12 protein-coding genes are annotated in these 14,313 nt (G+C 40.9%); 4 read left to right on the top strand and 8 right to left on the bottom strand.

From position 1 onward, the window contains the following. Positions 1-350 precede the first annotated feature (350 nt). Complete coding sequence (locus AC5W14_RS15645; protein ID WP_496058884.1) at positions 351-2,048, bottom strand: sigma-54 interaction domain-containing protein; 1,698 nt, start codon at positions 2,046-2,048, stop codon at positions 351-353. Positions 2,049-2,732: 684 nt separating this feature from the next. On the opposite strand from AC5W14_RS15645, the gene AC5W14_RS15640 reads away from it, so the two are divergent. After that, entirely contained in the window at positions 2,733-3,173 is a 441-nt protein-coding gene (locus AC5W14_RS15640) for an Ohr family peroxiredoxin (RefSeq protein WP_496194957.1), read from the top strand. Between the two features lie 791 nt (positions 3,174-3,964). Here AC5W14_RS15640 and AC5W14_RS15635 read toward each other — a convergent pair. After that, the gene (locus AC5W14_RS15635) at positions 3,965-5,059 is read right to left on the bottom strand and encodes a citrate synthase/methylcitrate synthase (RefSeq protein ID WP_496058887.1); all 1,095 of its coding nucleotides are present in this window, start codon (positions 5,057-5,059) and stop codon (positions 3,965-3,967) included. Positions 5,060-5,179: 120 nt separating this feature from the next. Here AC5W14_RS15635 and AC5W14_RS15630 point away from each other — a divergent pair, with 120 nt between their 5' ends. Further along, entirely contained in the window at positions 5,180-6,055 is an 876-nt protein-coding gene (locus AC5W14_RS15630) for a LysR family transcriptional regulator (RefSeq protein WP_496194956.1), read from the top strand. A 106-nt stretch (positions 6,056-6,161) separates the two neighbouring features. Here the strand turns inward: AC5W14_RS15630 and AC5W14_RS15625 are convergent, their stop codons facing one another. The 3 genes from AC5W14_RS15625 to AC5W14_RS15615 form a co-directional block, all read right to left on the bottom strand. Beyond that, a complete protein-coding gene (locus tag AC5W14_RS15625) occupies positions 6,162-7,652 on the bottom strand; it encodes a coproporphyrinogen III oxidase (RefSeq protein WP_496058954.1) in 1,491 nt (496 codons plus the stop codon). Positions 7,653-7,754: 102 nt separating this feature from the next. Then, positions 7,755-8,120, bottom strand: a complete 366-nt coding sequence (locus tag AC5W14_RS15620) for a YlbF/YmcA family competence regulator (protein WP_496058889.1) — start codon at positions 8,118-8,120, stop codon at positions 7,755-7,757. A gap of 77 nt (positions 8,121-8,197) precedes the next feature. Then, positions 8,198-9,337: a DUF445 domain-containing protein gene (locus AC5W14_RS15615; protein ID WP_496058890.1), complete on the bottom strand. Its 1,140-nt coding sequence runs from the start codon at positions 9,335-9,337 to the stop codon at positions 8,198-8,200. Between the two features lie 147 nt (positions 9,338-9,484). Between AC5W14_RS15615 and AC5W14_RS15610 the strand changes: the two genes are divergently transcribed. Further along, positions 9,485-9,712: a DUF5342 family protein gene (locus AC5W14_RS15610; protein WP_496058891.1), complete on the top strand. Its 228-nt coding sequence runs from the start codon at positions 9,485-9,487 to the stop codon at positions 9,710-9,712. A 47-nt stretch (positions 9,713-9,759) separates the two neighbouring features. On the opposite strand, the gene AC5W14_RS15605 is transcribed toward AC5W14_RS15610, so the two are convergent. After that, complete coding sequence (locus AC5W14_RS15605) at positions 9,760-10,923, bottom strand: iron-containing alcohol dehydrogenase (protein ID WP_496058892.1); 1,164 nt, start codon at positions 10,921-10,923, stop codon at positions 9,760-9,762. Between the two features lie 110 nt (positions 10,924-11,033). Beyond that, a complete protein-coding gene (locus AC5W14_RS15600) occupies positions 11,034-11,480 on the bottom strand; it encodes a DUF948 domain-containing protein (protein ID WP_496058893.1) in 447 nt (148 codons plus the stop codon). A gap of 898 nt (positions 11,481-12,378) precedes the next feature. On the opposite strand from AC5W14_RS15600, the gene AC5W14_RS15595 reads away from it, so the two are divergent. Next, entirely contained in the window at positions 12,379-13,164 is a 786-nt protein-coding gene (locus tag AC5W14_RS15595; RefSeq protein ID WP_496194955.1) for a 3D domain-containing protein, read from the top strand. Positions 13,165-13,364: 200 nt separating this feature from the next. Here the strand turns inward: AC5W14_RS15595 and AC5W14_RS15590 are convergent, their stop codons facing one another. After that, on the bottom strand, positions 13,365-14,288 hold the full coding sequence (locus AC5W14_RS15590) for an aldo/keto reductase (RefSeq protein ID WP_496058895.1): 924 nt from the start codon (positions 14,286-14,288) through the stop codon (positions 13,365-13,367). Positions 14,289-14,313 lie beyond the last annotated feature (25 nt).

The raw sequence follows: 14,313 nt of genomic DNA, 5'->3' as shown, positions 1-14,313 counted from the left end.
TACTTATATACATTTGCAACTTCCGTGCCAAAATGAAATCATCTATTAAATTATTAATTATAGAGTTCTTCTATACATTGATACATCAGGGTTTTTTTAATTATTTCATTATGATTTATTCTAAAACGAGAACCTAATTCTTTTTTTATTATAATAATCGGGTAATTAAAAACAAAAAAAGTAGTGCAAAAATGCACTACTGGTGCATTTTTGCACTTATCGAAATGCAATATTAAAATGAACAAAACACGCTTCTTTTGGATATTTATACTATGATATAAACACATTATTTAAATTTTAAGCAAAAATTAAAAATTCAGTTCGTAAATAAATGTGCGTTTTTGCACTTTTTAATCAGAAGGTATATTTAGTTTTTTCATCTTCCTCATAAGTGTGGTTCGATGAATATTTAAGCTTTCAGCCACTAGATTTTTATTACCGAGTTCGTCCCATTTTCTTTGAATAACTTCTTTTTCAAGCCTATCCACAAGCCCTTGAAGACCTTGGTCTTTTGGAATGACTTGCATAGTATGTTGTTTGATACTTTCAGGTAAAAAATCGCTTGTAATCCATTGATTTTCAGATAGTATAACCATTTGTTCGATTAAATGCTGCAGCTCTCTAACATTTCCCGGCCAATGATAGCTTTCTAAATAATAGTAAGCGTCGTTAGAAAAAACAATAGTGCGGTTATACTGCCTGTTATACTTCAATAAGTAATGTTCAATAAGAGGCTTAATATCTTCTTTTGATTCGCGAAGAGGCGGAATAGTAATCGGTACAACTGACAAACGATAATACAGGTCTTCTCTGAATAAATTTTGTTCTACTAATTGTTCTATTTTTTTATTCGATGCTGCGATCACGCGAACATCGACATGTTTATAGTCTACATCCCCCACACGCCTCACTTTTTTGTCTTGTAAAAAAGTGAGAATTTTAACCTGAAGCTGCAAAGGTAATTCACTAATTTCATCCAAAAAAATCATACCTTTATCCGCAGACTCAATTAACCCTGCTTTTCCACCTTTTGAGGCCCCAGTAAAAGATCCATGAGCATAACCAAAGAGTTCCGATTCAATAAGGCTTTCAGGTATCGCTCCACAGTTCACTTCAACATAGGGGCCGCTACGCTCAGTGTTTAGTTCATAAATTGCTTTAGCTACTAAGTTTTTTCCACTTCCAGTTTCTCCTGTAATCAGCACCGTTGAATTAATATTAGCCACGCGGACTATTCTTTTTTTAGTATCTTGCATAAGTGGACTATTACCAATCAAGTAAGGAACGTCAAGTATTCTGGATCGGAGTCGATTTAACTCCTTTTTTTGATCATCATTAATTTTTTCTTGTTCTTTCAAGGAAGTTTTTAATTGGTTCAAATCAGTCATATCATACACAGAATTAATTACCATCGTAATATTTCCTACGTTATTATAAAAAGGATTACCGGTTACCAACCATGTACTTTTTTGTTCTTTCGTTTTTTGTAATACCGATTGTTTTGTTCGATTAATCAACACTTCTAATGTGACGGAACTATCAAAGTAACCCTCAAAAACTAATTCTGAAATGTGTCTCCCTTCTACTTCTTCTTTTTGAATTCCTGTCATTTCAGAGTATTTATCGTTCACAAATAAAGTAAATCCTTTCCCATCTGAAATATAAATACCATCATTAATAGTACTGACAATAGCTGCAAATTCTTTAGAATAAATGGGCTCAAATATGTTACCATTTTCTGTTTTTGATTCAATTGTTTCGAATATGTAATACGAACTGCCAAATTGAAGTTTTTTTATTTTTCTATTGAATGATTGACCTTCTTTTAGCAGGTTACATTGTTTAAAATTTACACCCTCTTGCAATATTTCATTTACAAAAGAAAAAACTTCAGGTGAATTGGACCCTTTACTTATATTAAAAAGCCGGTCGGCTTCTTGGTTATACGAAACTAATTGACCGTCTATATTAAAAAGCATAACAGCATCTTCGATATGATCGATAAATACATTTAACTTTGTAACTTCAAAAACCTTTTTTAATTTCAATATTTATCCCCCTCCTTCATTTGTTTCACAAGTTTATAATATGGATCTATAGTAATAATGTTCCATACGTATTCCCTCTCATTTTCTATTCCTTTTAAAAAGTATACCGTCTCTGTTCGTAAAAATGTAGGCAAAACAAAAAACGCCTGTAAAGTTATTTATAACCTTTATGAACGTTCATAACAATTCATCTCAATCCTATTTTAACGTTCCTAAAAGTGTCTTTTAAGAATAGTTTTATGTATTTGATTTATCTTAGTTTTAACTCGGCCAGTTTAACAAGAAGTTTCTTTTATCGAATAACCTACCGTCGCAAGCTTTCTATTCATTAATGCTTGCGACTCTCAGCGAGACCTATGTCTTCTCGAATGTTTAAGACGAGCTGTCTACAAAAGAATGTGTGGCACCGGACTGGACAGAAAGATAAATTATCATTTTCTTTTGTTACTTTGATTTACAACACATCCTGATTGGCGAGCAATCGATTGACAGCACCTAAACCCGGTATTCCCGCATCCGCCAAAATTGTAAAAGTGATATTTTGAATTCGATTCAAATAATTTAGAGCTTATTTTCATTTCACCACATAATTAAAATGCGGAATATTCAGATAATATTATAGAAATCAGCTGACAAAAGGAGTATAATAAATGCGAATTAAAAAATTATAAGGAGATGTAGAAAATGGCTAGTTCTGGTTTGCTATTTGACGCAGCGGCAACCAATGTCGGCGGTCCGGAGGGAATTAGTTATTTAGCAGATGGTTCATTTTCAACTAAAGTATCCCCTCCATCAAAACTAGGCGGAACAGGGGAAGGATATACTCCTGCTCACTTTTTGGCGCTTGGTTACAGTACTAGTTTCAATTTTACCTTAGTCAGAATAATGGGGATGGAGGAAGTCACTGGAGAGCCAATGACCACTACGACTGTTGAACTTCATCCGGATCCAACAGACAATGGCTACAAAGTGGCATTTCGATTGGATGTAGCGATTAAAGGAATGGAAAAGGCGGAAGTGCAAGCCCTGGCAGACAAAACGTATGCAGTGTGTCCTTTTTCAAAAGCGATGAAAAACAATGTTGAAGTAACTGTAAACGCGGTTGTCTACGAATCCCTTACGTAAACAAATAGCACCTCATGAAAATTGCTCAGAAAGATTGTGAGGGTGTTCAGTAATTCCTATTCGATACTTGCAAAACATGAATTAGGATGGCCAAATTATTTGATTTAATTAATTGGCAGGCAAGAAAGAAGACCAGTAACTGAATAATGCTTTTGCGTAAATATAGTCTTGAAGGGCTGCTGGAATAATTGAAGGTGTTCAGTAAACCCTTTTACTTTATGGGTGAAGTGTTTTATATATTACACCTCGAAAGTTAGAATTAAAAATCTAACTTTTGGGGTGTTTTTTATGGATAAATATAGCGAAGAATTTAAATGGGACATTGTTAACGAGTATTTGGCTGGCTGCTATCCCACGACCAGCTAAAAATGCGGAATTCCCGGTCATTCGCAAATTGAACGCTTAGTCCCTCCTTTAAAGTTAAGAAAGCTCTCTAGCTGCGGTCTTTTTTTAAAAGGAAGATCAATACACACTGGACGACGAAAAGGTACATTTAAAAGGATTAAAATCAATGACTGCGGCAATAAAAGAACAACATTTAAAATTATCTATGTTGGATTCTGTCCATGTGTATAAAGGAAGTAATCCTGGAGAAAGTCTACAAAACTCAACAGAGATTAAAACTACTTATTTTTTAGTTCCCCTTCACTTAAACAATTTAGGATACGTAATCTCGGTTATCCGAACCTCTTCCTATACAAAGGGAAAGAAGATGTGCTTTCATCAGCCTCTTCTCTCCCTTTTTAATTTTTTAAAAAAATGAGCGAAATACCGCTTCACTTTCTTCCAACTTATTCGGGCACATGACCCGTATAGTGCGTCTGGGGCCGGTAAATGCGATTGTTCTCAGCCTGCTCCAGAACATTAGCACTCCAACCAACTATTCTGCTGGCAGTAAAAGTTGCAGTAAATAGTTCATCCGGCAGCTGCACAGCCCGGAGTACAGCTGCTGCGTAAAATTCTACATTTGTATAGAGCTTTCTTCCTGGTTTGTATTCTTCCAGCAAACGGATCGCTTTTTCTTCCACTTCGTGTGCAAGCTCCAGCCATGCATCCTCTTGGACGAGAGAAGAGGTTACTTCTTTCAAAGCTTCTGCACGTGGATCCTGCGTTTTATAAACACGGTGCCCAAATCCCATTAATTTATTTCCCTGCTCCAACTGTGCCCGCAGCCAGGATTCTACATTACTTTTCCCCCCTATTTTACTGAGCATTTCTGTGACTTCGCTCGGGGCTCCACCATGCAGAGGACCTTTCATCGCTCCCACTGCCCCGGTAATCGCAGACACCATATCCGATTCTGTGGAGGTGATCACCCGGGAAGTAAAGGTGGAAGCATTCATGCCGTGCTCCATCGTTAAAATTAAATAGGCATTCATGGCTTGAATATGGGTTTCCTCCGGGATCCTGCCATGCAGCATGTATAGATAATTTGCAGTATGCCCCAGCGTTTCTTTCGGTTCAATAATTTGACCGTCTTTCAGCCAGCGATAGCGTGTTGCGATAATTACAGGCACTGCCGCCGTTAACTTTACTGCCTGTGCAGCTGTTGGGGGCCATGTAAAAGAGGCGTCTCCCAAAAAAGAAATACATGTACGAATGACGCTCATCATCGGCATATTTGCAGGAAGCAGCTGAATTAATTCGATCAAACTGTGGGATAGCTTTCGCTGCTGTTGAAACTCTGCTTTTAAAGCTTCTGTTTCTTCTTTCTTTGGCAGTATGCCCTGCCACAAAAGATAAGCGATATCTTCAAACTCGTAATGCAGGCAAAGTTCCCGAATATCATAGCCTCTGTAAATAAGCCGCCCGCTCTCTCCGTCAACAAGACTAATGGCCGTATCTGCCGTTACTACTCCTTCTAATCCTTGATTTTTGACATCCATTTTATTACACTCCTTTTCCTGCTTCTATCTTTAGTGTAAAGAGTATTTACAATTAATAAAAATAAGTATTTTTGCGATTATTGATAACATATTATAATTAATAAAAGGAGTGATAATCTGGTGAATATACAATGGCTGCGTACCTTTTTAACTGCTGCAAAAGAAGAAAATTACCATCAAACCGCGGAATTGCTGTTTATGTCCCAACCAGCCGTGTCCATGCAAATGAAACAACTGGAGAAAGAACTCGGTGTTTTCTTATTTGAAAGAACGGGCAGAAATGTCCGCCTCACTTCGTATGGCAGGTATTTTTATCCGAAAGCCGTACAGATTATTAAAGAACTGGACGAGGGATTTTTGCAAATGCAGCGAATCAAGCAGGGTTATCATCAAACGCTTACAGTTGCTGTATCTCCGCTTGTCGCAACAACTTATCTTCCTTATTGGCTGAAGGTTTATGTTAAAAAGGAAAAGCAGGTAGAAGTGGTGATTCGCGTTATGGAATCGGAATTTATTGCAGAAGAAATAAATAAAGGACTGTCAGATATCGGTTTATCCAGAATGGACAGTCACTTTAAAGAGGTAACCGCATCGCGGATTTCTGAGGAGCCACTAAAAATCGTAGCGCCGCATGACGGCGGTGAAGAAGAAAGCAGTCCGCCAATTGAATTTGGATCGCTGATCGAAGAAAAGGTGCTGCTTACAGATAATCATCCAGAATACTGGGAACCAATTCTCAGGCAGCTCCATTTTGCGTATCCTGCCTTAAGAACGATGCAGGTTTCTCAGGTCCATGTGGCAAAGCGATTTATCGAAGAAGACATTGGATTTTCTATTTTACCTCGGTCAGCAGTGAGGCGGGAGCTGGCAGAAGGAAGGATGCTTGAAATCGATGCACCGGAATTAGTGCTGCCAAAGGTCTTCAACTATATTCTTACCAAATACCCGCAGGAACAGGCAATTACGTTCCACGAAACAATTAAAAGGCTGGTGTAGTGTAATCTTTCTTCGACGATAAAGCTTAAGAAATAATTGTCCTATGTCTACTGAATTTTATAATAAAAATATAAAGACTGTCCCTTTTGAAAAGGAACAGTCTTTTTTATGCTTTCTGGGAAGTAGGAAACAGCCCGGAAAGGGTATCTAATTTCTTCGACGTGTATTCTCCGTAGGACTGAATATAGGAAATCGGGTCTTTCGGGTTGGCAAATCGCGTGATGCGTCCGGTTTCCGGATCCACCCATTTGCTTGCCGCGCCGCAGCCGAGTCCGATGATGGTCTGCAGCTCTTCCATAATAATAATATTGTACAGGCTCTCTTTTCCTTTAAAGGAATACCCGACGTTTTCCAGGTTGCCCAGGATATTCTTCTGCCGGTACAAGTAGTACGGCTCGTAGCTGTGCTCAGCCATCCACTGCGAAGACAGATTCATCATCTGCTCCACTTCCGCCGGCTCCGCTACTTTGTATTTGTTTTTCTGGCGCGTCATTTCCGATGCTTTTTTAAAGGAAAGCGTATGAACGGTCACAGATTCCGGCAGCAGCTTTTCTGTCTCTGCGAGGCTGTGGGCCATCTCTTCCATGCCTTCATTCGGAAGGCCGATAATTAAGTCCATATTAATATTATTCATGCCGTGGACTTTAGCCAGTTTATATTTATCAATTGTCTCTTCCACCGAATGATGGCGGCCGATCGCTTTAAGCGTTTCATTAGTAAAAGACTGCGGATTAATGCTGATCCGGTCAATGTTCCACTTTTTTAATACGTCCAGTTTTTCCGGAGTGATCGTGTCCGGCCGGCCCGCTTCTACCGTAATTTCCCTAATGTTCTCAATATCCGGGATTACTTCATACATATGGCCATACAATGCATCCATCTCTTCAGCAGAAATGCTTGTTGGCGTACCGCCGCCAAAATAAATCGTGTCGACCGGTACATTATTCTCCTTAAGCCATCTGCCCGTTTCCTCCATTTCATAATGGAGTCCTTCCAGAAAGGTAACAACCGATCCGTTTCGGCCATTCATCGCATAGGCGGGAAAGGTACAGTACGCACATTTTGTCGGACAAAACGGAATGCCTATATAAATACTGACGCCTTTGGAAAGCTCATAAATATCCGGGAGCACTTCCTGCTGCTTGAGCGCAATATTGGTTAAAAGCTCCGCCTTCTCCAGCGTAACGATATAGTCTTTTAACAGCCAGTGCTTAATATCTTCCGGTCCCGCTCCCCCCTGATGCCACTGATGCCAGAGTTTGGTAGGCCGCATTCCGGTTAACAGTCCCCACGGCTGTTCGGTGCAGTACCAATTATTTAAAAGCTGAACCGTCACATGAAGCTTTCTTCGTTTCATTTCTTTACTGTCGGGAGCCTCCTGCGTGAAAGCAGACGATGGATAATAAGTATAGGAGGCCTCTGTGCCTTCCCCGCTGAGGGTTCCTCTCATCTGATTCCGTCCCGAAGAAAAAGACAGCGTCATCGCCGTATCTTCATTCTGCTCTTCAGTCACCTTGAGCTGTTTGCCGTAAAGATCTACGGTGTGTTGGAAATTCTGTTTTTCTTTTTCTTCCACACCTTTAATATATAGTAGCACCATACTGTTCTGCTCCTTTGTTAACCAATTTGCCCGGCATGGTTGTAATGTCTGATTTTTTATTTGAAAAAAACCCCTCCGAAAAGGGGTTTTTCTTTCATACTATTGAACGTTTTCTGGATCGTCCGGGTTTCCGTAAAGCTCTTCCAACGGCTCTGTAATAATTTTGTTTACATCTCCGATGACTGTGCTTACTTTCTGCTCCTGCTCCATCAACAATGAGATAACCTCATGCTGCTGAACCATTTCAAACTGCTTTTGAGCCTGCGTGATCTCTTCTTCAGTTGGCTGCTGGCCCTGCATCTGCTTTTGCTGCAGTTCAAGCTGAACGTTTCTGAAGTTATCAAGCATACGCTTGGCTACTTCATCTTCTTCTACCTGAACATGAAGATTTTTAAGCTGTTGAAATTCGTCACTATCACGCAAAGAACGGGATAGTTCGTGTGCTTTATCATAAACATTTGACATAACTAATGACCTCCTTTAAAACAATCTTGTACGAGCATAACAGAATCACCTGGGAAATTCACGCATTTCGCCTACATTTATGAAAAAAATAACACGAATAATCCCTGAAATGCACCGATAAACCCGCCAAGCAGGGCTCCCAGATACGTAATCATTTTAAATTCTTTTCCCGATATAGACAGCACCATTGCTTCGAGGCGGCCGACCGAGAAGGTATCAACCCGCTCCCGGATCACATCTTCAAGCTCCAGGTAATCAAATACGCTCAGCAGTTTGTTGGATAATACCGGCTGAATCTGATTCCACAGATCTGGAATCCATTGGTTAATGATCTGCTCTTCATAGGAAGGCCCCCATTCTGCTATCGGCACCTCGAGTCGATCCAGCACGGTCAGCTCACGATTTAACGCTTTGACTGTATAGCGCGCCACCGATTTCGTATTCATCTGGGCTCCTGCCTTCCAAACAGGCTGGTCGAGCAGCTTTTCCCATTCTTTAATAATAAACCCTTTGAAAAACACGGCCGAAGAAGGATCCCGGAAAAACCGGACCAGTTCCGGCTGAAGTTTATCGAGGATTTTATCATTGCCAAACATGGAACTGAGGAAGTTAAATACCGATCCTTTTCCCTGCAGAAATTTCTCAAGCAGCGTTTCCAGCTGCACTCTTCCCGCATCGCTTTCAAAATAACGGGCGCCTTTATCTGCAATTCTGGCGGCAAACGAATCAAAGTAGGACTCCGCTGAAATCTTCCACTCCGGCGGCAGCATCTCATCAATTGACTTCTCCTGGTTGTCATAAATAAACATCTGCAGCTTTTTATCTATCCATTCTTCCGAATAAACAGCCATTTTCCCGCGGGGATCGGTGACTCCGGCGTATTGTTCTAATACGTCCGCGACCGAACGTTCCGAATGCAGCCACCCTTTCGCTTCACGCTGGACAATGCTGATAACCTGCTTTTGAAATCCACTCTCATTGAATTTATCCTGCATGCCTTCCGGGGTCAGAAGATGATCAACCACCATCCGTCCCATCTGCTCGGCCATGTCTTTTCTTCGTTTTGGAATCAATCCCGGTGTAAATGGCACCCGCCAGCTTTTTATATATACAGCCTGATACGGCCGAAACAACATCTTTATTGCCAGGGAGTTGGTAAATCCACCGATGACCGCTCCCATGATAATCATAATAATTAGTAATAGTACTGCATTCATATTTTGTATCTCCTTTGTTTCACTCGCATTACGGGTCAATCATACTTTACCAATCCGCTGCTTTCCAGGCAAGCAATTGCTGTGTATTATGGCGCTGAAAAAGAATATGCTACCATACTAGTATAACGCAGCAAAGGAGAGATACGAATGATCAGCCACTTTCAATGGAAAGAAATAAAAAACAACTGGATTAACCGTGAATGGGCCGTCTCCTTCTATTATAAGGGAGAACACATTAACGGAGCGTATTTTAAAGACGGCAGTATCGATCTTCCCCTCGATTCTTTTCCCCTGGAAGAACAGGATCGAATAAAATCGCAGATTCATGACCTGATGCTGTACCACGTATATGAGGATCACCATCCCGAAATGTAAAAAAGCCCTCCGTACGGCTCTGCCGTTTGGAGGGCTTTTCTGCTGTATTATAAGGAAGCCTGCAGAATAGCTTTTACATCATCCTGCTGAAGGGATTTAAAATTACCAAATTCACCGTTAATCATTGCTTTACCGGTGATAACATCCAGCTTGGAGTCATCAATATCATAGTAGGATAACCGCTCCGGTGCTCCGATACTGCTCCAGAATTCACGAAGCTTTTGAATACCTTCCATAGCAGTCTCTTCATCCGTTTTACCGGATGGGTCTACATCGAATACCCTGACGGCAAGCTGGCTGAACCTGGCGGGATTAACCTGTACATTATGCTTCATCCAGTTGGGGAACAAAATAGCCAGTCCTCCCGCATGTGGAATGTCGTACACGGCAGAAACGGCATGCTCTATATTGTGCGACGCCCAGTCTCCGTTGTAGCCCATCTGCAGCATACCGTTCAGCGCTATCGTACCGGAATAAAGAATGGTTTCGCGGTGCTCATAGCTCTGCAGATCTTTCATTAACTGCGGTGCTGCCTCTTTCACTGTTATGAGGACAGATTCACACATTCTGTCCTGAAGCGGCGTATGCGACGCATTATTGAAATACTGCTCCATAACATGCGTCATCATATCTACAATGCCGTATACGGTCTGATCTTCCGGTACGCTCTTTGTGTAAGTCGGATCGAGTATCGAGAAATCAGGGAACACAGCCGGGCTGCCCCATCCATACTTTTCCTGGGTTTCCCAGTTGGTAATAACGGAGCCTGCATTCATTTCTGAGCCTGTCGCAGCAAGCGTCAGAACAGTACCGAATGGAAGAGCTTCTTTAGCGTAGGCTTTCTTTGTTACAAGATCCCATGCCGGGCCATCATATTTTGTACCGGCTGCAATCAGCTTCGTACAGTCAATAACACTTCCTCCGCCGGCGGCAAGAAGGACATCTATGCCTTCCCGTTTGCAGATCTCAATCCCTTTTTCAGCTGTTGTGAGCTTCGGATTTGGCTCTACTCCGGATAATTCGAAAATTTCAGCGCTCATTTGATGCAGCTCTTGAACAATTTCATCGTACAAACCGCTTTTCTTTATACTTCCTCCGCCATATACAAGCAGCACCTTTTTTCCATGCTTAGGCAGCTCGGTCTGCAGCTTCTCCAGCTGGTTCTTGCCAAAAATTAATTTAGTTGGGTTGTAAAAAGAAAAATTATTCATAAAATCCTCCTCTAAGTTAGTAAGACTTACTTATTATAACCAGCATTACCTGAAAAAAGACAGGAAGCAGACTTCCTGTCTTTACTAAACCGGCAAAAGAAGCAGGGTAATTATTCTGCTGATGTGGAAAGACCGGCTTTTAATGCATCTCTTTTTTGGAACAAATAGTAGCCTGCCAATGCAGATTCATAAACCGCGCCTAGATTGTTTCTTGATTCTACATCTGTTCCCTGAGCACTTCCGCCTTTTAAAGACATGGTCATATCTACTAAAGAGGAAGATTCATTTCTGGCTCTTTCACCAGCGTTTGCCACAATATAAACGATCGGGGCATACGAGGCAATCTGCTTGTTTACTTCCGTTAATGCATCATTAGCCTGGTTGAAAATGTCATTAACCTGCGCCCCGCCCTGTTCAACCTGTTCAGGCAGCTTATTCACACTTTCGTTAATGCCTTTCAAAGTCGATGCCACATTCAGCAGTACTTTCATAAGTACTAAAACTAAAATAGCAAAGACAATACCAACTATTAATACGATAATTCCTGCTATATTCATTGCTCATTCCTCCTTTATGTATTTTTATATACTCTATTATATGTACCACCAAACAGGGGCGGATAAAACACTAATCTGCTCCGGTACATTTATATAGAAGAAAAACGACCCTGTTCCAGCGATTGAGCGCTGAGACAGAGCCGTTTTTATTTTGCTTTCCCTGTAAAAGGAAAAGCTTCCGTTCACTAAAGTAACCTTTCCGTGTGCAGAAGTCCCCCGACTGCTCAACACGGACATAAAGAGTGGTCATTTCACCTTTTCAGGTCCCGCAACCTGTAAAAGATGATTTCATTTTCACAGATATAATAATGTAGTACGCTGCGGATAATGAAATTTGCGCATGGTCCCGCAACCTTGCAGCAAATTACAAATATGATCCGGCTGAAAGTATACCGATATACTTCATCAAGCCCGAAAAATATTCACTGCAGCGTGTTCTCTCTTATTGTACCCCGTTTCTAATGCTTTTACATCCCTCTTTTTCATTATTTCTCATATTATTTTTATATTATGTCTCTCGAGATGAAGTCCTAGCGGCAAGAGTCGTTATGCCTGCAAAACAATAGCGGAATTATTACCCTTTTATGAGTCAATACTAACAAAAAAACTCGTTTTTTTTGTAACATCAACCAATTTTTCGTCTCAAAACATGTTATTTATTGATTTTTCTAAATATATCATTACGATTACAAGATTTTTTTATTTTTTGTAAACTATCTTTGAAAAACCCTATTCTTGAGCATATAGGGAGAATAGTATGAGTCATTTATAATGATGACAGGAATTTAACATTTATTTCAGTTGTATTTCATTATCGAAAAACGTATTGTAACCTGTGCTTTTTTTAGATATATTCGAACTCGGCAAGTAACCCAAACAAAACATAAGGAGTGTTTCGATGAAATTTTCAAGTCCCCGTTTAAAAACAGGTATAGTAACAGCAGCAGTAGGTACTCTATTATTTATTTCTTCTCCCGCAGACAGTGAGGCCGCTTCAACAAATTCTTACATTCAGCAAGGGCAGTCCAATGAAGCCGTTGTAGAACTTCAGGAAGACCTTCAGAGCCTTGGATTGTATGACTATAAAGTAGATGGCATTTTTGGTTCTATTACTGCTAACGGCGTAAAAGAACTTCAGTCAAGCGCTGACATCAACGTTGATGGAGTAGTTGGACCTGACACACGCTCTGCTTTAGAAAGCTCTCTTGGATCTGGATCTGACGTTGTCGCTCCCGCAAGCACAACTAAGTCCAGCGAAGCAGAAGCTCCTAAAGAAGAAGCCCCTAAAAAAGAAGAAGCTCCTTCCGAGTCCACTTCAAGTGAATCCGCTCCTAAAGAAAAAGAAGCTGTAGCATCAGCTAACACTTCTTCTGAGCAGACTTCTTCTCCTGAAGGCCAGTCTATGACTATGGAAGCTACTGCTTACACTGCAGGCTGCGCAGGATGCTCCGGTATTACTGCTAACGGCACAGACCTTCGTAACAGCCCTAACAAAAAAGTTATCGCTGTAGATCCTAGCGTTATCCCACTTGGTTCTAAAGTACACGTTGAAGGCTACGGAACAGCTATCGCAGCTGACACCGGCGGCGCTATCAAAGGCAACCGCATTGACCTTCACGTACCAACTAAGTCTGATGCATTTTCATTCGGCCGTCAGAGCGTTAAGGTAACAGTATTGAACTAATAAAGATTTAGATAAAAAGCACCAGCCTCCCGGGAGGCTGGTGCTTTTTTTAGATTGTTTTGCAATGTCGGTTCACCTATGGCTGGTCTGTCGAACACATCTACCGATATCACTTTTTTGAATAAGCATACGTATTTATTGTCTTCTTCAATAGCTTGAAAAAAGCACCAGCCTCCTGAGAGACTGATGCTTTTTTTTCATTATGGCAGTTCATTTCCTGCAGCCAGATAGATATCGTACCATTCCTGTCTCGTAAGCATGACCTCTGAGGCCTCCGCTATGCCGGTGAGACGTTCTGTATTCATCGTGCCCGCAATTGTCTGTATTTGCGCCGGATGTCTTAAAATCCATGCTACAGCCGCAGCTGACGGAGTAATGCTGTAACGCTCTCCTATTTTCTGAAGAGTTTTGTTCAGTTCAGGAAATTTATCATTATCTACAAAGACGCCTTCCATCATCCCATATTGAAATGGAGACCATGCCTGGATGGTCATATCATGTAATCTGCTGTAATCAAGAACACTATTATCATGGGAAATAGATGCCGGATTAGTCATATTTACATTCAGTCCCGCATCGATGATGCCCGAATGCATAATACTAAACTGAAGCTGATTTGCAATTAAATCCTGTTTTACATATTTTTTTAATAGTTCAATCTGCATCGGATTTTGATTACTCACGCCGAAATAGTTTACTTTTCCGCTTTGCTCCAATTCATCAAACGCCTCTGCCACTTCCTCCGGCTCCACTAAAGCGTCCGGCCGGTGCAGCATCAGAACGTCTATATAATCGGTTTTTAACCGGGTTAAACTTTGTTCTACTGACTCAATAATATGTTCTTTGGAAAAATCAAAGGAACGTCCGCGGATGCCGCATTTTGTCTGAATAATCATCTTTTCACGCAGGTCGTCCTTCATTCCTGCTGCTTCTGCAAAAACGGCGTCCGACTTCCTATCTTCATCTCCGTATATATCTGCATGATCAAAAAAATTAATCCCCGCTTCCATTGCGTTCTTGATCACTTTTTCTGCATCATGTATGGACAATTCTTTCATGCGCATACATCCTAAACCGATGTTAGGTACTTCCAGGCTGCTCGTTCCAAGATTAAATCGTTTCATTCATAAAAACCCCTTTGTCATTTAC

The sequence above is a fragment of the Sinobaca sp. TMA16-18 genome, assembly GCF_059510535.1.
This window is presented reverse-complemented; position numbering and strand designations above follow the sequence as displayed.